We start from the raw sequence: 17,610 nt of genomic DNA, 5'->3' as shown, positions 1-17,610 counted from the left end.
TTACTCTTCCTGGAACGCTTCCTCGCGCTTCGCCTTGATCGACGGCATCGCCACGATCGCCACCAGGATCGCCGCGGCGATCAGCAGGCCCAGCGACAGCGGACGCGTCACGAACACGCTGAAGTCACCACGCGACAGCAGCAGCGAACGGCGGAAGTTCTCTTCCATCATCGGCCCGAGCACGAAACCCAGCAGCAGCGGTGCCGGCTCGCACTTGAGCTTGATGAACAGGTAGCCGATCACGCCGAAGGCCGCGGTCTGGAACACGTCGAACGTGGTGTTCTGGACCGAGTACACGCCGATGCAGCAGAACGTCAGGATGGCCGGGTACAGGTAGCGGTACGGTACCTTCAGCAGCTTCACCCAGATGCCGATCATCGGCAGGTTCAGCACGATCAGGATCAGGTTGCCGAGCCACATCGAGGCGATCAGGCCCCAGAACAGCGCCGGGTTGCTGGTCATGACCTGCGGACCGGGCTGGATGTTGTGGATCGTCATCGCACCGACCATCAGCGCCATCACGGCGTTGGGCGGAATGCCCAGCGTCAGCAGCGGGATGAACGACGTCTGGGCGGCCGCGTTGTTGGCCGATTCCGGACCGGCCACGCCTTCGATGGCGCCCTTGCCGAATTCCTGCGGGTACTTCGACGTCTTCTTTTCCAGCGAGTAGGCCGCGAACGACGCCAGCGACGCACCACCGCCCGGCAGGATACCCAGCGCCGAACCCAGGGCGGTGCCGCGCAGCACGGCCGGGATCATGCGCTTGAAGTCTTCCTTGGTCGGGAACAGGTTGGTCACGTGGTCCGTGAACGTCTCACGCGCTTCCTTCTGCTCCAGGTTGGCGATGATTTCGGCAAAGCCGAACACGCCCATGGCCACGGACACGAAGTTCAGGCCGTCGGTCAGCTCCGGCACGTCGAACGAGAAGCGCGCCGCGCCCGAGTTCACGTCGGTACCGACCAAGCCCAGCAGCAGACCCAGCACGATCATCGAGATCGCCTTGACCAGCGAGCCGGACGCCAGCACCACGGCACCGATCAGGCCCAGGATCATCAGCGAGAAGTATTCGGCAGGGCCAAACTTGAACGCCAGTTCCGACAGCGGGGCAGCGAAGGCAGCCAGGATCAGCGTGGCCACGCAGCCGGCGAAGAACGAACCCAGGCCAGCGGTGGCCAGCGCCACCCCCGCCCGGCCGCGCCGCGCCATCTGGTAGCCGTCGATCGTGGTCACCACCGACGACGATTCGCCCGGCAGGTTCACCAGGATGGCCGTGGTGGAGCCGCCGTACTGGGCACCGTAGTAGATACCGGCCAGCATGATCAGCGCCGCCACCGGGGGCAGCGTGTAGGTCACGGGCAGCAGCATCGCGATGGTGGCCAGCGGGCCCAGGCCCGGCAGCACGCCGATCAGCGTCCCGAGCACGCAGCCCAGGAACGCGTAGGCGATGTTCTGGAAGGACAGGGCGGTAGAAAAGCCCAGTCCCAGGTTGGTCAACAGTTCCATGAGGGCCGTCTCCTTAGCTTGCCAGGAAAGCCGGCCACACCGGCATCTGGAGGTTGATGCCGTACACGAACGCGCCCAGGCTGATCAGCACGAGGATGATCGCGTTCAGGACTGCACCCTTCCAGCTGAATTCATGGCTGGCCATCGAGGAGACCAGTACCAGTACCACCACCGACAGCACCATGCCCAGCGGCTTGAGCAGCAGGCCGAACAGCACCACCGAGCCCAGGATCCACAGCAGGATCTTCAGGTCCCAGCGTGCAAGCTGGTCGTCTTCGCCCTTGGACGACAGCGAACCCCACAGGACGAGCGCGCCCAGGATGGCGAGCACGATGCCGAGCCAGAACGGGAAGTATCCCGGTCCCATCTTGGCGGCTGTTCCCATGGAATAGCCACGGGCGACGAAGGAAAAGCCCAGGCCGACCAGAATGAACATCAGGCCGGAGGCAAAGTCCTTTTGGCTACGTATGCGCAAAATGATTCTCCTCGATATGACTGCTAGAAATCGACGCGACGAAAGCTCCCCGGTCGCGGCAGGGTGGAAGGTAAAAGCGCATCCTTTCAGCCACCTTTCATATGTCTGCATTAAGTGGCAACCTCAGGGTATGTCCCTACGCAGACGTCTGAAAGGCAACGGTAAGTCGTTGACGATACAAGAAAAAATGCAGGGAATACGCGCAGGCGGACGTCCCCCGGGCAGGACGGAGCCGGACAGACCGGGCGCCTGCCGCCGCCTATGATCGTAAGGATCGAATCCGCCAACCCACGACAGACAGCGGCGGGCCGGGCCCCCCGCGTGGCCGGGCCGGCTACCCGACAAGACCCCTCACAGGAGCCTGCTTGGAAGCGATCGACCATGCCATCCTGATCGGCGCGCTGGTGATGACGGTGGGCATCCTGCTCGGCGTGTTCTCGGCGCGCTTCGGGGTGCCGTTCCTGCTCGTGTTCCTGGGGGTGGGCATGGCCGCCGGCGTCGATGGCCCGGGCGGCATCCGCTTTTCCAATACCTGGCTCAGCTTCCTGGTGGGCAACGTGGCGCTGGCCGTGATCCTGCTGGACGGCGGGCTGCGCACGCGGCTGGCCACGTTCCGGGTGGCGCTGCGGCCGTCGTTGTCGCTGGCCACGGTCGGGGTGTTCGTGACGGCCGTGATGGTTGGCGTGTTTGCCACATGGATGCTTGGCATCGACTGGAAGCTGGGCCTGCTGCTGGGCGCCATCGTCGGCTCCACCGACGCCGCGGCGGTCTTCTCGCTGCTCAACAGCAGCGGCATCCGGCTCAAGGAGCGCGTGGCCAGCGTGCTGGAGATCGAATCGGGGTTGAACGACCCGATGGCGATCTTCCTGACCCTGACGCTGATCGAATGGATCACGGCGCCGCAGGGGCTGTCGCCCGGGGCGCTGGCCTGGCGGCTGGTGGTCCAGTTCGGCGTGGGCGGCGTGCTGGGCATCGGCCTGGGCTATTGCATGGCCAACGTGATGGAGCGCGTCAATGTCGCCGAAGGGTTGCAGGCCATCCTGATCTGCTCGGCCGGCTGCATGATCTGGGCGATCGTCCAGTCGTTCGGCGGCAGCGGGTTCCTGGCGGTCTACCTGGTGGGCGTGATCGTCGGCAACCGCGACCATGCCGTGGGCGAGGCCGTGCTGCGGGCGATGGACGGCATGGCGTGGCTGGCGCAGTCGGCGATGTTCCTGCTGCTGGGCCTGCTGGTCACGCCGCACCGGATCTGGGACATCGCGCTGCCGGCCGTGGCCCTGGCGCTGTTCCTAATGTGCGTGGCCCGGCCCGTGGCCGTGTTCCTGGCGCTGCTGCCGTTCCGCTTCAACGTGCGCGAGAAAGGCTTCGTGGCCTGGATGGGGCTGCGCGGCGCGGTGCCGATCGTGCTGTCGCTGTTCCCGCTGCTGCAGGGCATGGAGGATTCCGGGCTGCTGTTCCGGCTGGCGTTTGCCGTGGTGCTGGCCAGCCTGCTGTGCCAGGGCACGACCGTGGCGCTGGCCGCCCGGCTGGCGCGGGTGCTGCGCCCGCGCTACGACGAGCCGATCTCGCGCGAGCGCCTGCGCGGCGTGCATCCGCCCGGGCTGGAGCTGATGCAGTTCATGGTGGCGCCCAATGCGTCGATGCAGGACCTGCGCGCGGACCAGGTGGAACTGCCGCCGCGCAGCGCGCTGGTATCGGTGGCGCGCGACGGCGAGCTGGTGCCGCTGGACCAGGTGGTGCTGCGCGCCGGGGACATCGTGTCCGTGCTGGCGCCCACGCCGGCGCTGCCGCGGCTGTCGCGGATGTTCCTGACCGAGACCACGCCGCCCGCCTGGGACCAGGTGGCCCACGACTTCCTGCTCGATGCCGAGGCGCGGCTCGCGGACGTTGCCGCGCTCTACGGCGCCGGCCCGCTGCCGGCCGGCCAGCAGGACAGCACGCTGGCCGAGGCAATGCTGGCCGCCTTCCCGTCGCCGCCCGTGGAGGGCGACACCGTGGAGATTGCCGGCCTGCGGCTGTCGGTCACGCGGATGGAAGGGCCCCGGATCGTCCAGGTGGGGCTGCTGCTGCCGCGCAACGCGGCCGAGGAGGCCCGGGACGACAAGGCGCGGCTGTGGCGCCTGCGGGACCGGGCCCGGCCGCTCAGTCCACCTTCGCGCCGGAAACCTTGACCACCTGACCGTACTTCTTCAGCTCGCGCTGGATCAGCGCGCCGAACTGCTCGGGCGTGGTCGGCGCCGGCTGGGCGCCGATGCGGGCCAGGCGGGCCTTCATGTCGTCGGTCTTCAGGATGGCGACGATGTCGTGGTTCAGGCGGTCGACGATCTCGCGCGGCGTGCCGGCCGGCGCCAGCACCCCGAACCAGGTGGAGATATCGAAGCCTTCCAGCCCCAGGCCCTTGCCGGCCTCGGCAATCGTCGGCAGTTCCGGGAACATGGCGGCGCGGCCGGCCGTGGTCACGGCGAACGCCTTGAGCTTGCCGGCCTTGATGTTGGCCGATGCCGACGCCAGGTTGTCGAAGATCAGGTCGGTCTGGCCCGACAGCACCGACAACTGGGCCGGCGAGGCGCCGTTGTACGGGATATGGACCATGCTGATGCGCGCCATGCTCTTGAACAGCTCGCCGGACAGGTGGCCCGCGCTGCCGTTGCCGCCCGACGCATAGTCGAGCTTGCCCGGATGCTTGCGCGCGTATTCCACCAGGTCGCGCACGTTGTTGATCTGCAGCTCGGCGGCCTTGCCCGGGTGCATCACCAGCACGTTCGGCACGTCGGCCACCAGCGTGATCGGCGCGAAGTCCTTGACCGGGTCGTACGGCATCTTCGTGAACAGCGTGGGGTTGATCGCGTGCGTGGCCACCGCGCCCATCACGATCGTGTAGCCGTCGGCCGGTTGCTTGGCGACGTAGTCGGCGCCCAGGTTGCCGCCCGCGCCGGGCTTGTTTTCCACCACCACCGGCTGGCCCAGGCTGTCGCGCAGCTTCTCGCCGATGGCGCGCGCCACGGTGTCCAGGGGGCCGCCGGCCGGGTAGGGCACGACAAAGCGCAGCGGTTTGGTAGGCCAGTTGCCGGCGGCGGCATGGGCCGGGGCGGTCAGGGACAAGGCGGTCAGGGACAGCGCGGCGGCCGTGAGCAGGGTCTTCAGCATGTCAGCGTGGTACGGATCGGGAATCTTGGAAGGGCCGGCGCGTACGTTGCGCGCCAGCCTCACGGGAGCAAAGTCGGCCGGGTCAGCGGATGCCGATGCCGCGCGCCATCATCACGGCGCACAGCGGCAGCAGGATCACCAGGTGGGCCTCGATCATGACCCAGCGGCGGGCCTTGCGGATCTCGGCCGGCGTCGGCACGAAGTCGGGCAGGTGCCGCGCCTGCTTGCGCCACCGGGCGAACATGAACGTGGGCGGCAGCGAGCACAGCGCGATCACGACGAATACCGTCATCTTGGCGTGGAACCAGGGGTTGTGGACGTAGAAATCCGCGCCCTTGGCGCCGTAGAACAGCCGCAGCAGGCCGGTGGCCAGCGTGGCCAGCGCCGACAGGAAATAGACCAGGTCGTAGATCGACAGGCGGCGGACGGCCGCGGGCGTCATGTCCGGGCGCAGCACCACGGCTTCGGCGGCCATCAGCGTGATCAGCACGAAGATGGCCGTGTAGTGCAGGAACGCGAGCAGGGCGTCGGCCAGCATGCATTCTCCTAGGGATGGAAAAACGTCATGATCACCGGCCCGGCCGCCCGCCAGGGGCGGGCGCGGTCAAGTCCGGGCCGGTCTGGCCGGGCGCGCCGGGCTCAGACCACACCCTTGGCGCGCAGGGCGGCGATGTGTTCGGCACTGTAGCCGAGTGTCTCGTCCAGCACCATATCGGTGTGCTCGCCCAGCAACGGCGGGTGGCGCAGCGCCTCGGGCGGGGTGGCGCTCATCTTCATCGGGCTGCCGACCAGCTTGACCGTGCCGCCGGTGGGGTGGGGCAGGTCCACGCGCAGGCCGCGCGCCAGCACCTGCTCGTTCTCGAAGACTTCGTCCAGCGTGTTGATCGGGCCGCACGGCACGCCGGCGCGTTCCAGGTCCAGGATCCACTGCTCGCGCGTGCGCGGCAGCACCATCTCGGCCAGGATGGGCACCAGCACGTCGCGGTGCGCCACGCGCTGCGGGTTGGTGGCAAAACGCGGGTCGTCGGCCAGTTCCGGCCGGCCGCCGGCGGTCACGAACTTGCGGAACTGCCCGTCGTTGCCCACCGCGACGATGATCCAGCCGTCGGCGGCGTGGAAGGTCTGGTAGGGCACGATGTTCGGGTGGGCGTTGCCCCAGCGCCGGGGCGCCACGCCGCTGGCCAGGTAGTTGGTGTTCATGTTGGCCAGCATCGACACCTGCACGTCGAGCAGCGCCATGTCGATGTACTGGCCGCAGCCGGTGCGGTCGCGGTGCGCCAGCGCGGCCAGCACGGCGATCGTCGCGTACTGGCCGGTCATCAGGTCGGAAATCGCCACGCCGGCCTTCTGCGGCCCGCCGCCGGGCAGGTCGTCGCGCTCGCCGGTCAGGCTCATGAAGCCGCCCATGCCCTGGATGATGAAGTCGTAGCCGGGGCGCTGCGCGTACGGGCCGGTCTGGCCGAAGCCGGTGACCGAGCAGTAGATGATGTCCGGCTTGACCGCCTTCAGCGATTCGTAGTCCAGCCCATACTTCTTAAGTTGCCCGACCTTGTAGTTTTCCAGCACCACGTCGCTGCGGGCGGCCAGGTCGCGCACGATCTGCTGGCCCTCGGGCGTGCTGATGTCGCAGGTCACCGAGCGCTTGTTGCGGTTGGCGGCCAGGTAGTAGGCGGCCTCGGCGGTGTCCTGGCCGTCGGGGGTCTTGAGCCAGGGCGGGCCCCAGATGCGGGTGTCGTCGCCGGCGCCGGGGCGCTCGATCTTGATCACGTCGGCGCCAAAGTCGGCAAGGTTCTGGGCGCACCAGGGGCCCGCGAGCACGCGGGTCAGGTCCAGGACGCGGAGATGGCTTAAGGCTCCCATGGCGGTACGGGCGGGCAGGTCTTGAGGAGCCAGCACTCTATCACCGGCCCCGGCGCCCACGCGCCCGGCCGGGGCGCCGCCGGCGGTTCCGTGGGCGATAACCGGACAGCCGGGCGGCGGGCCGGCTACGCGCCGCCCGGCCAGTGCCTGCGGGCAGGGCTTGCCCGTATAATCAACGGTTTGCAAATCCACCCTGACTGACTGCGCCCTGCCACGACGCGGGAGGCGCCCGATACAACATGAAAGTCTCCGACATCCGCAGCAAGTTCCTGCAGTTCTACGAGTCGAAGGACCATACCGTGGTCCGCTCGTCCAGCCTGGTGCCGGCGAACGACCCGACGCTGCTGTTCACCAATTCGGGCATGGTGCAGTTCAAGGACGTGTTCCTGGGCACCGACAAGCGTCCCTACTCGCGCGCCACGTCGTCCCAGCGTTCGGTGCGGGCCGGCGGCAAGCACAACGATCTCGAAAATGTCGGCTATACGGCACGTCACCACACGTTCTTCGAGATGCTGGGCAATTTCTCGTTCGGCGACTACTTCAAGCGTGACGCCATCCAGTACGCCTGGGAGCTGCTGACCAAGGTCTACCAGCTGCCGGCGGACAAGCTTTGGGTCACGGTCTACGCCGAGGACGACGAAGCCTACGACATCTGGGCCAAGGAAGTGGGCGTGCCGGTCGAGCGCATCGTGCGCATCGGCGACAACAAGGGCGCGCGCTACGCGTCGGACAACTTCTGGCAGATGGCCGATACCGGCCCGTGCGGCCCGTGCTCGGAAATCTTCTACGACCACGGCCCCGAGGTCTGGGGCGGCCCGCCGGGATCGCCCGAGGAAGACGGCGACCGCTACATCGAGATCTGGAACCTCGTGTTCATGCAGTTCAACCGCGACGAGCAGGGCAACATGACGCGCCTGCCCAAGCCGTGCGTGGACACCGGCATGGGCCTGGAGCGCATTGCCGCCGTGCTCCAGCACGTGCACAGCAACTACGAGATCGACCTGTTCCAGGCGCTGATCCGTGCCGCCGGCCGCGAGACCCGCACCGCCGACCTGGGCCACAACTCGCTCAAGGTCATTGCCGACCATATCCGCGCCTGCTCGTTCCTGATCGTCGACGGCGTGATCCCCGGCAACGAAGGCCGTGGCTACGTGCTGCGCCGCATCGTGCGCCGCGCCATCCGCCATGGCTACAAGCTGGGCCAGAAGACCCCGTTCTTCCACAAGCTCGTGGCGGACCTGGTGGCGCAGATGGGCGAGGCCTACCCGGAACTGGCCGACGCCGAGTCGCGCGTGGTCGAGGTGCTCAAGGCCGAGGAAGAGCGCTTCTTCGAGACCATCGAGAACGGCATGTCGATCCTGGACACCGCCGTGGCCGACCTCAAGGCCAAGGGCGGCAACGTGCTGGACGGCGAACTGGCGTTCAAGCTGCACGACACGTTCGGCTTCCCGCTGGACCTGACGCAGGACGTGGCGCGCGAGCAGGAGATCACCGTCGACGAGGCCGCCTTCGACGCGGCCATGACGCGCCAGCGCGAGCAGGCGCGCGCGGCCGGCAAGTTCAAGATGGCCGCCGGCCTGGAGTACACGGGCGACAAGACCGTGTTCCACGGCTACGACGCGCTGAGCAAGGAAGGCGTGCGCGTGACCGCGCTGTACGTGGACGGCGCCTCGGTCGACACGATGCAGCCGGGCCAGACCGGCGTGGTCGTGCTGGACAACACGCCGTTCTACGCCGAATCGGGCGGCCAGGTGGGCGACCAGGGCACGCTCGTGTCCGGCCCCGCCGTCTTCACCGTGGCGGACACCACCAAGATCCAGGCCGACGTGTACGGCCACCAGGGCACGTTGGCCAACGGCCCGCTCAAGGTGGGCGACACGGTGGCGGCCCAGGTCGACGCCGTCCGCCGCGCGCGCACCGTCCGCAACCACTCGGCCACGCACCTGATGCACAAGGCGCTGCGCGAGGTGCTGGGCAGCCACGTGCAGCAGAAGGGCTCGCTGGTCGACCCGGACAAGACGCGCTTCGACTTCTCGCACAACGCCCCGCTGACCGACGCGCAGATCCGCCAGATCGAGGAGATCGTCAACGCCGAGATCCTGGCCAACGCGCCCACCGTGGCCGCCGTCATGCCGTTCGACGACGCCGTCAAGAGCGGCGCGATGGCGCTGTTCGGCGAGAAGTACGGCGACGACGTGCGCGTGCTGTCGATCGGCACCTCCAAGGAACTGTGCGGCGGCACCCACGTGACGCGCACCGGCGACATCGGCCTGTTCAAGATCGTCGTGGAAGCCGGCGTCGCGGCCGGCATCCGCCGCGTGGAGGCCATCACCGGCGACAACGCGCTGCACTACCTGCAGTCGCTCGACGCCCGCCTGAACGAGGCCGCCGCCGCGCTGCGCGCCCAGCCGTCCGAACTGGTGCCGCGTATCGGCCAGGTGCAGGAGCAGGTGCGCGCGCTGGAAAAGGAGCTGGAAAAGCTCAAGAGCAAGCTGGCGTCGTCGCAGGGCGATGAACTCGTGTCGCAGGCCGTCGACGTCAAGGGCCTGAAGGTGCTGGCCGCCCAGCTTGAAGGCGCCGACGTGAAGACGCTGCGCGAGACGATGGACAAGCTCAAGGACAAGCTCCAGAGCGCCGCCATCGTGCTGGCCGCCGTGGCCGACGGCAAGGTCAGCCTGATCGCGGGCGTGACCGCCGACGCCACGTCGAAGGTCAAGGCCGGCGAACTCGTCAACTTCGTCGCCCAGCAGGTTGGCGGCAAGGGCGGCGGCCGCCCCGACATGGCCCAGGCCGGCGGCACCGACCCGGCCGGCCTGCCCAAGGCCCTGGCCGGCGTCACGGAGTGGGTCTCGGCCAAGGTCTGACGCGGCTGATTCCTGCCAGGAAGTCTCGGAAAGCGCCTGCGATGCAGGCGCTTTTTTTGCGCCCGCCGCCCGCTACTTCGCCCCGCCCGTCATCGTCGACACGATGTCGATGGGCAGCGGGAAGACAATGGTCGAGCTCTTGTCGCCGGCGATCTGGGTCAGCGTCTGCAGGTAGCGCAGCTGCATGGCCTGGGGCTGGCGGGCGAGCATCTGGGCGGCCTCCAGCAGCTTCTCGGACGCCTGCAGCTCGCCCTCCGCGTGGATCACCTTGGCCCGGCGTTCGCGCTCGGCCTCAGCCTGGCGGGCAATGGCGCGCACCATCGACTCGTTCAGGTCCACGTGCTTGATCTCGACGTTGGACACCTTGATGCCCCAGGCGTCGGTCTGGGCGTCCAGCACCTTCTGGATGTCGAGGTTGAGCTTCTCGCGCTCGGCCAGCATTTCGTCGAGTTCGTGCTTGCCCAGCACCGAGCGCAGCGTGGTCTGGGCGAGCTGGCTGGTGGCCTCCAGGAAGTTGGCGACCTGGATGATGGCCCGTTCGGGGTCCACCACGCGGAAATAGATCACGGCGTTGACCTTGACCGACACGTTGTCGTGGGAGATCACGTCCTGCGGCGGCACGTCGAGCACCACCGTGCGCAGGTCCACGCGCACCATCTGCTGCACCGCCGGGATGACCAGCACCAGCCCCGGGCCCTTGACGCGCCAGAACCGGCCCAGCATGAACACCACGCCGCGCTCGTACTCGCGCAGCACGCGGAACGCGGCCACCACCAGCAGGACGAGCAGGAAGACCACACCACCGAAGCTGAATCCGAATGCCATGTCGGGCTCCTTGTCGAGTCAGGCGTCGTGAATGGGCGCCACGTCCAGCACCAGCCCGTGGCGGCCGGTCACGCGCACCGCCTGGCCGCGCGCCAGCGGGCCGGGTGCGTGGATGCGCCAGGATTCGCCGCGCACCATCGCCCAGCCGTCGGCCGGCGCGCCGGGCACCTGTCCGGCATCGTCGACCATCACGCCCACGCTGCCGACCAGCGTGTCCGCGCCGCTGACCACGGGCCGCCGCCGCGCGCGCAGCAGCAGCGCCGACATGCCGAACACGAAGATGGCCGACACGCCGCACAGGCCGGCGATCAGCGCCAGCGGCACGCCAAGGCCGGGCACGTCGGTATCGATCAGCATCAGCGCGCCGAATCCGAACGCGATGATGCCGCCGATGCCCACGGCGCCGAACGTCGGCAGGAACAGCTCGGCCACCATGCAGGCCACGCCGAACGCGATCAGCGCCAGCCCGGCGTAGTTGATGGGCAGCATCTGCAGCGCGAACAGGCCCAGCAGCAGGCAGATGGCGCCGGCAATGCCGGGCACCACCATGCCAGGCGTGGAGAATTCGAAGATCAGCCCGTAGATGCCGATCATCATCAGGATCAGCGCCACGCTGGGGTCCGTGATGACGGCCAGCAGGCGGCTGCGCCAGTCGGGTTCCAGCGTGACCACGGGCGCGCCGGCCGTGCGCAGCGTGCGGGTGGCGCCGGCGACCTCGTAGCGCTTGCCATCGACCCTGGCCAGCAAGGCCGGCAAGTCGGGCGCGACGAAATCGGCCACCTTCTGGGTCACGGCCTCGTCGGCGGACAGGCTCACGGCCTCGCGCACGGCCCGCTCGCCCCATTCGGCGTTGCGGTGCCGAAGCTGCGCCAGCCCGCGGATATAGGCGCTGGCGTCGTGCATCTGCTTGCGCGTCATGGTGTCCTCGCCGGCCGGCGCGCTGGCCGGCGCCGAGGCCGGGCCGGGCTGCGCTTCCGGCCGCGGCCCGCCGATGCCGATGGCCACCGGGCTGGCCGCGCCCAGGTTGGTGCCGGGCGCCATGGCCGCGATATGGCTGGCGTAGAGGATGTAGGTGCCGGCGCTGGCGGCGCGGGCGCCACCGGGCGCCACGTAGGTGGCCACCGGCATCGGCGACGCCAGGATGGCCTGGATGATGTCGCGCATCGACTTGTCGAGCCCGCCCGGCGTGTCCATCCGCAGCACGATCAACTGGGCGCCGTCCTGGCGGGCGCGGTCCATGCCCCGCACGGCAAAACTGGCGCTGGCCGGGCCGATGGCGCCCTGCAGCGGGATCACGAAGACCGGCGCCGGGGCGGCCGGGGACGGCGCTGCCTGGGCCAGCGCACGGGGCAGGCACGCCAGCGCCAGGGCCAGGCAGGCCAGCGCCAGCCAGTGCACCCAGGGTGGCGCGCGATGATGCCGATGGGGCGCGAATGCGTGTGTCATGGCGGGGCGCGGCCCGCCAGGGATGCCGTGGCCGCGCCACTTTCAGTGTAGGCGACCGGCCACATCGTGCCGGGTCGAAAGCGGGCCCGGCGGCCAGCCAATGCCCCCGGCGGCACATCGGGTTTCGTACGGGTTTCGTACGCCATTTCGCCAACCGTGCTTGAATCTGCCTGGTCCCCCTCCCATCGCCCCACGGCTCAGAAGACAACCCCCATGCCTCTTGCCAACGCCGACGTTTCCGCCGCCCAGGCCGGCCCGCGTACCGCCCGGCCCATCGCCGTGGCCCTGGCCGGGCTGGTGTCGCTGGCGCTGGCCATGGGCATCGGCCGCTTTGCCTTCACGCCGCTGCTGCCGATGATGCTGCACGACGGCGCCGTGACGCTGGCGCAGGGCGGGGCGCTGGCGACGATGAACTACATCGGCTACCTGGCCGGCGCCGTGCTGTGCCTGTTCATTCGCCCGGACCCGGTGCGGATGGTGCGCGGCGCGCTGGCGCTGACCGTGGTGCTGACGCTGGCGATGGCGCTGCCGGGCGGCATGCCGGCGTGGCTGGCGTGGCGCACGCTGGCCGGCATCGCCAGCGCGCTGGTCATGGTCTACGGCACCGCGTGGTGCATGCAGCGGCTGGCCGAGCTGGGGCACCCCACGCTGGGCGGGCTGATGTTCTGCGGGCCGGGCCTGGGCATCGTCGTGACCGGGCTGTCGGCATTCGGCATGGTGGCGGCGCAATGGCACGCCAGCTGGGGCTGGATCGCATTCGCCGGGCTGGGGCTGGCGATGCTGCTGCCGGTATGGCGCGTGTTCGGCTCGCCGGCCCCGGCGCCGGGCCCGTCCGCCGGGCTGGCGGGCGACGTGGCGCCGGCGCATCCCCGGCTCGACGCCGAGACCTGGGCGCTGACGCTGGCCTACGGGCTGGCCGGCTTCGGCTACATCATCACGGCCACGTTCCTGCCGGTGATCGCCCGTCACGCTATGCCCGGCACCGTCTGGGCCGACCTGTTCTGGCCGATCCTGGGCGCCGGCGTGGCGGTGGGGGCGTGGCTGGTGACGCGCGTAGGGATGCATTACGACAACCGCCGCATGATGACGTGGCTGTACACGCTGCAGGCGGCCGGCGTGGGCGTGGCGGCGCTGTGGCCCACCGTGCCCGGGTTTGCGTTAAGCAGCCTGCTGGTGGGGCTGCCGTTCACCGCGCTGGTGTCGTTCGCGATGCGCGAGGCGCGGCGGCTGTGGGGCGCGCGGGCGTCGAAGCTGATCGGGCTGATGACCGCCGCCTACGCCATCGGCCAGATCGCCGGGCCGCCGCTGGCCACGGCGCTGGTGGCGCGCACGGGCGGCTTTGGTGCGTCGCTGGGCGTGGCGGCGCTGGCGCTGCTGGCCGGCGCGGCGCTCTATGTGTGGATGGAGCGCCGGTGGCCGGCGGGCGGCCACACGTCCCCGTAGCGTCTGCGCTACAGTATCGGCTTCGCCGCTCACTCGACCTGGCCGCCCCCGCGCCGGCGCTGCAGGGCGGCGCGAGAGCCCATCCCCATGTCCTTTGCCTTGCAGCCCGGGCGCGCCGCCGGCCCGGCCTGGCCGACCGGCCCCGAAGAAGCGCGTGTCCGCGTGGACCTGGCCGCCGCCTACCGGCTGGCCGCCCGCGAGCGCTGGGACGACCTGATCTACACCCATATCTCCGCCACCGTGCCGGGAGAACCCGGCCACTTCCTGATCAACCCGTTCGGCTTTGCATTCGACGAGATCCGCGCGTCGGACCTGGTCAAGATCAACGGCCGGGGCGAGGTGGTCGGCGAGACCGTGCACCCGGTCAACGTCACCGGCTTTGCGCTGCACGCGGCCGTGCACGCCGCCCGCCCGGACGCCCATTGCGTGATGCACCTGCACAACACGGCCGGCATCGCGGTCTCGGCCCAGGCCGAGGGGCTGCTGCCGCTGTCGCAGCACGCCATGCGATTCCACGGCCGCCTGGCCTGTCACGACTACGAGGGCCTGGCGTTCACGCCGGAAGAGGGCGCGCGGCTGACCGCGTCGCTGGGCGACCATCCGGCCATGCTGCTGCGCAACCATGGCACGCTGACCGTGGGCCGCACCGTGGCCGAAGCCTACGTGCTGATGGCCACGCTGATCAAGGCGTGCGAGATCCAGCTGGGTGCCCAGCTTGGCAGCGCGACGGTGCAGCCGCCGCCGGCCATCGCCGACCGCACCTCGCTGCAGTTGTACGACGGCGGCGCCGTCGAGGGCGAGCTGGAATGGCCGGCGCTGCTGCGCCGGCTCGACCGCATCGATCCGGGCTACCGGGACTGACCCGCCGAAACCGGAACCCACACCCACCAAGACCCACCAGAACACCAAAGGAGCCAGCCATGCCCACGTTTCACGTAGAGATGTTTGAAGGCCGTACCGTCGAGCAGAAGCGCAAGTTCGTCGAGGAAATCACGCGCGTCACCTGCGAGACGCTGGGCTGCTCGGCCGGCGCCGTCGACATCATCATCACCGACATCAAGCGCGAGAACTGGGCCACGGGCGGCGAGCTCTGGCTCGACAAGCAATAAGCCCCCAACGACAAGACAGGCAAGGTTCGACCCGATGACCTCCGCAGTCCCCGCCATGCAGCAGTTTGCTTCCGACAACTACGCCGGCTTCTGCCCGGAATCGCTGAAATATTTCCTGGAAGCCAATGCCACGGGCCACGAGAAGGCGTACGGCGACGACAGCTGGACCCAGAAGGTCTGCGACCGCATCCGCGACCTGTTCCAGACCGATTGCGAGGTCTTTTTCGTGTTCAACGGCACGGCCGCCAATTCGCTGGCGCTGTCGTCGCTGTGCCAGTCGTACCACTCGGTGATCTGCCACGAACTGGCCCATATCGAGACCGACGAATGCGGCGCGCCGCAGTTTTTCTCGAACGGGTCGAAGCTGCTGACGGCCGCCGGCGAGCACGGCAAGCTGACGCCCGACGCGGTGGAGGCGCTGGTCACGCAGCGGTCGGACATCCACTATCCCAAGCCGCGCGTGGTGTCGCTGACGCAGGCCACGGAGGTCGGCACGGTCTACACCGTGGACGAAGTGCGCGCCATCGCCGCCATCGCCAAGCGCCGGCAGCTACGCGTGCACATGGACGGGGCGCGGTTCGCCAACGCGGTGGCGTCGCTGGGCGTGCATCCGTCCGAAATCACCTGGCGTGCCGGCGTGGACGTGCTCTGCTTCGGCGGCACCAAGAACGGCCTGCCCGTGGGCGAGGCCGTGGTGTTCTTCGACCGCCGGCTGGCCGAGGATTTTGCCTATCGCGTCAAGCAGGCCGGGCATCTGGCGTCGAAGATGCGGTTCATTTCGGCGCCGTGGCTCGGCATGCTCGAACACGACGTGTGGCTCAAGAACGGCCGCCACGCCAATGCCATGGCGACGCTGCTGGCGCAGCGCATCGCCGACGTGCCGGGCGTGCGGATCATGTTCCCGACCCAGGCCAACGCGGTGTTCGCCGAACTGCCGCTGCCGGCCATCGAGAAGCTGCGCGCCCGGGGCTGGCTGTTCTACACGTTCATCGGCGCCGGCGGATGCCGGCTGATGTGCGCGTGGGACCTGCAGCCCGAGACGGTGGAGGCGTTCGCCGCCGATATCCGCGCCGCCTGCGCCTGACCAAAGCCCCTGGAGATGTCGATGGAACCCTACCGCTTCTGCCCCCGATGCGGCGCGGCGCTGGAACACCTGCCCATGTCGGGCCGTCTTCGCCATGCCTGCGCGCAGGACGGCTGCGGCTTCGTGCATTGGGACAACCCGCTGCCGGTGCTGGCGGCCGTCGTCGAGTACGAGGGCAAGCTGCTGCTGGCGCGCAATGCCGCGTGGCCGGAAAAGATGTTCGCGCTGGTCACCGGCTTCATGGAGCGCGACGAGACGCCGGAGCTGGGCGTGGCGCGCGAGCTGAAGGAGGAGACGAATCTCGACACGGTTTCTGCGTCGCTGATCGGCGTCTACGAGTTCATGCGCAAGAACGAGCTGATCATCGCCTATCACGTGCGGGCCGAGGGCGAGATCCGGCTGTCCGAGGAACTGGCCGAATACCGGCTGGTGGCACCCGAGAACATGCGGATCTGGAATGCCGGCACCGGGTTTGCCGTGGCCGATTTCCTGGAGCGGCGCGGCCTGCCGGTGCGATTTTTCGACCGCGCCACGGGCCTGGACATCCCCGATCCGCGCCGGCCGACGGACTTCAGCCTCGTCGCCGCTTCGCTACAATACGGCATCGATCAGAAATAGTAGGGGAGAGGAATGGATTTCCAGAAAGAAGTGGACGCGCGCGGCCTGAACTGCCCGCTGCCGATCCTGCGGACCAAGAAGGCGCTGGCTGACATGGCCAGCGGCGACGTGCTCAAGGTGCTGGCCACCGACCCCGGCGCCACGCGCGATTTCCAGGCATTCGCCAAGCAGACCGGCAACGAACTGCTGTCGCACGCCGAAGTGGACAAGGTGTTCGTGTTCTACATGAAGCGCCGCTGAGCGGGCCCATGGCCGGAGCCGCCGCGCCAAAAGGAAAACCGCCTCGCAAGGAGGCGGTTTTTCATTGGGGCGTCAGCCGTATCAGCCGCGCTGGGCCAGGTAGCTGCTGAATTCGTCGCGCACCTCCGGGTGCTTGAGCGCGAATTCCACGGTGGCCTTCAGGTAGCCGAGCTTGCTGCCGCAGTCGAAGCGCACGCCCTTGTAGCGGTAGGCCAGCACCTGTTCCTGGTCCAGCATCGCCTGGATGGCGTCGGTCAGCTGGAATTCGCCACCGGCGCCGGGCTTGAGCTGGCGGATGTGGTCAAAAATGCGCGGGGTCAGAATGTAGCGGCCCACCACGCCAAGGTTCGACGGGGCATTCTCGGGCGCCGGCTTCTCGACGATGCCCGACATCTTGATCACGCGCTCGTCCCACTCGCGGCCATCCACCACGCCGTAGGACCGGCTCTGCTCGGGCGAAATCTCTTCCACACCCAGCACGGAGCAGTTGAAGTGGTTGTAGACGTCGACCATCTGCTTCATGACCGGCTCGTCGTTGCCACCGTCCAGCAGGTCGTCGGCCAGCATCACCGCGAACGGGGCGTCGCCCACCAGGCGCGCCGCGCACAGCACGGCGTGGCCCAGGCCCAGGGCCTCGGGCTGGCGCACGTAGAAGCATTCCACATTCTTGGGCTTGATCGACCGCACGACGTCCAGCAGGGCCTGCTTGTTCTTGGCTTCAAGCTCCATTTCCAGCTCGTACGCCTTGTCGAAATGGTCCTCGATGGCGCGCTTGGAGCGGCCGGTGACGAAGATCATCTCGTTGATGCCCGCGGCAATGGCTTCTTCCACGGCGTACTGGATCAGCGGCTTGTCCACCACGGGCAGCATTTCCTTGGGGCTCGCCTTGGTGGCGGGCAAGAATCGGGTGCCTAGCCCGGCAACGGGAAAGACGGCCTTGGTGACGCGGTTTTCCATTTCAGCTTCCTTTTCAATCCGGTGTAATACCGTGCCGCA

At 68.6% G+C, this 17,610-nt stretch carries 16 protein-coding genes; 8 read left to right on the top strand and 8 right to left on the bottom strand.

The genetic code is table 11. The annotated features are described in order from the left end of the window. Together EPAKOI_RS11675 and EPAKOI_RS11670 are read right to left on the bottom strand one after the other, a co-directional pair. Positions 1 to 1,503: a tripartite tricarboxylate transporter permease gene (locus EPAKOI_RS11675; protein WP_124683568.1), complete on the bottom strand. Its 1,503-nt coding sequence runs from the start codon at positions 1,501 to 1,503 to the stop codon at positions 1 to 3. Between the two features lie 13 nt (positions 1,504 to 1,516). Continuing rightward, entirely contained in the window at positions 1,517 to 1,978 is a 462-nt protein-coding gene (locus EPAKOI_RS11670; protein ID WP_124683569.1) for a tripartite tricarboxylate transporter TctB family protein, read from the bottom strand. Between the two features lie 365 nt (positions 1,979 to 2,343). Between EPAKOI_RS11670 and EPAKOI_RS11665 the strand changes: the two genes are divergently transcribed. After that, a complete protein-coding gene (locus EPAKOI_RS11665; RefSeq protein WP_313835142.1) occupies positions 2,344 to 4,149 on the top strand; it encodes a potassium/proton antiporter in 1,806 nt (601 codons plus the stop codon). Here the strand turns inward: EPAKOI_RS11665 and EPAKOI_RS11660 are convergent. The 3 genes from EPAKOI_RS11660 to EPAKOI_RS11650 form a co-directional block, all read right to left on the bottom strand. Beyond that, positions 4,121 to 5,125, bottom strand: coding sequence for a Bug family tripartite tricarboxylate transporter substrate binding protein (locus tag EPAKOI_RS11660; protein WP_423192267.1), 1,005 nt, complete (start codon positions 5,123 to 5,125; stop codon positions 4,121 to 4,123). The genes EPAKOI_RS11665 and EPAKOI_RS11660 overlap by 29 nt on opposite strands. Positions 5,126 to 5,207: 82 nt before the next feature. Further along, complete coding sequence (locus tag EPAKOI_RS11655; protein ID WP_423192266.1) at positions 5,208 to 5,663, bottom strand: DUF2214 family protein; 456 nt, start codon at positions 5,661 to 5,663, stop codon at positions 5,208 to 5,210. 101 nt (positions 5,664 to 5,764) lie between these two features. After that, a complete protein-coding gene (locus EPAKOI_RS11650; RefSeq protein ID WP_313835384.1) occupies positions 5,765 to 6,985 on the bottom strand; it encodes a CaiB/BaiF CoA-transferase family protein in 1,221 nt (406 codons plus the stop codon). A 239-nt stretch (positions 6,986 to 7,224) separates the two neighbouring features. Between EPAKOI_RS11650 and alaS the strand changes: the two genes are divergently transcribed. Continuing rightward, the gene (alaS, locus tag EPAKOI_RS11645; RefSeq protein ID WP_124683574.1) at positions 7,225 to 9,849 is read left to right on the top strand and encodes an alanine--tRNA ligase; all 2,625 of its coding nucleotides are present in this window, start codon (positions 7,225 to 7,227) and stop codon (positions 9,847 to 9,849) included. A gap of 72 nt (positions 9,850 to 9,921) precedes the next feature. Here the strand turns inward: alaS and EPAKOI_RS11640 are convergent, their stop codons facing one another. Next, positions 9,922 to 10,674, bottom strand: a complete 753-nt coding sequence (locus tag EPAKOI_RS11640) for a slipin family protein (RefSeq protein WP_423192265.1) — start codon at positions 10,672 to 10,674, stop codon at positions 9,922 to 9,924. 18 nt (positions 10,675 to 10,692) lie between these two features. Then, positions 10,693 to 12,120: an NfeD family protein gene (locus tag EPAKOI_RS11635; protein WP_423192264.1), complete on the bottom strand. Its 1,428-nt coding sequence runs from the start codon at positions 12,118 to 12,120 to the stop codon at positions 10,693 to 10,695. Positions 12,121 to 12,333: 213 nt separating this feature from the next. On the opposite strand from EPAKOI_RS11635, the gene EPAKOI_RS11630 reads away from it, so the two are divergent. From EPAKOI_RS11630 to EPAKOI_RS11605, 6 genes are all read left to right on the top strand, one after another. Next, on the top strand, positions 12,334 to 13,563 hold the full coding sequence (locus EPAKOI_RS11630; protein ID WP_423192263.1) for a YbfB/YjiJ family MFS transporter: 1,230 nt from the start codon (positions 12,334 to 12,336) through the stop codon (positions 13,561 to 13,563). A gap of 87 nt (positions 13,564 to 13,650) precedes the next feature. After that, entirely contained in the window at positions 13,651 to 14,424 is a 774-nt protein-coding gene (locus EPAKOI_RS11625; protein WP_313835138.1) for a class II aldolase/adducin family protein, read from the top strand. A 59-nt stretch (positions 14,425 to 14,483) separates the two neighbouring features. Next, positions 14,484 to 14,672, top strand: coding sequence for a 4-oxalocrotonate tautomerase (locus EPAKOI_RS11620; RefSeq protein WP_124683579.1), 189 nt, complete (start codon positions 14,484 to 14,486; stop codon positions 14,670 to 14,672). 55 nt (positions 14,673 to 14,727) lie between these two features. After that, positions 14,728 to 15,756 carry a low specificity L-threonine aldolase gene (locus tag EPAKOI_RS11615; protein ID WP_313835383.1) on the top strand — a complete coding sequence of 343 codons (1,029 nt, stop codon included), beginning with the start codon at positions 14,728 to 14,730 and terminating at the stop codon, positions 15,754 to 15,756. A gap of 21 nt (positions 15,757 to 15,777) precedes the next feature. After that, positions 15,778 to 16,374, top strand: coding sequence for an NUDIX domain-containing protein (locus EPAKOI_RS11610; RefSeq protein ID WP_313835137.1), 597 nt, complete (start codon positions 15,778 to 15,780; stop codon positions 16,372 to 16,374). 12 nt (positions 16,375 to 16,386) lie between these two features. Next, positions 16,387 to 16,614 carry a sulfurtransferase TusA family protein gene (locus EPAKOI_RS11605; RefSeq protein ID WP_092134760.1) on the top strand — a complete coding sequence of 76 codons (228 nt, stop codon included), beginning with the start codon at positions 16,387 to 16,389 and terminating at the stop codon, positions 16,612 to 16,614. An 81-nt stretch (positions 16,615 to 16,695) separates the two neighbouring features. Here EPAKOI_RS11605 and galU read toward each other — a convergent pair whose 3' ends face one another. Then, positions 16,696 to 17,571 carry a UTP--glucose-1-phosphate uridylyltransferase GalU gene (gene galU, locus EPAKOI_RS11600; protein ID WP_124683581.1) on the bottom strand — a complete coding sequence of 292 codons (876 nt, stop codon included), beginning with the start codon at positions 17,569 to 17,571 and terminating at the stop codon, positions 16,696 to 16,698. Positions 17,572 to 17,610: the final 39 nt, after the last annotated feature.

It is taken from the genome of Cupriavidus sp. H18C2 (genome assembly GCF_049393795.1).
In the GTDB taxonomy this organism is placed as follows: Bacteria; Pseudomonadota; Gammaproteobacteria; order Burkholderiales; family Burkholderiaceae; genus Cupriavidus; species Cupriavidus pauculus_C.
The sequence above is the reverse complement of the archived record's forward strand: the minus strand, read 5'-3'. Positions and strand labels throughout refer to the sequence as shown.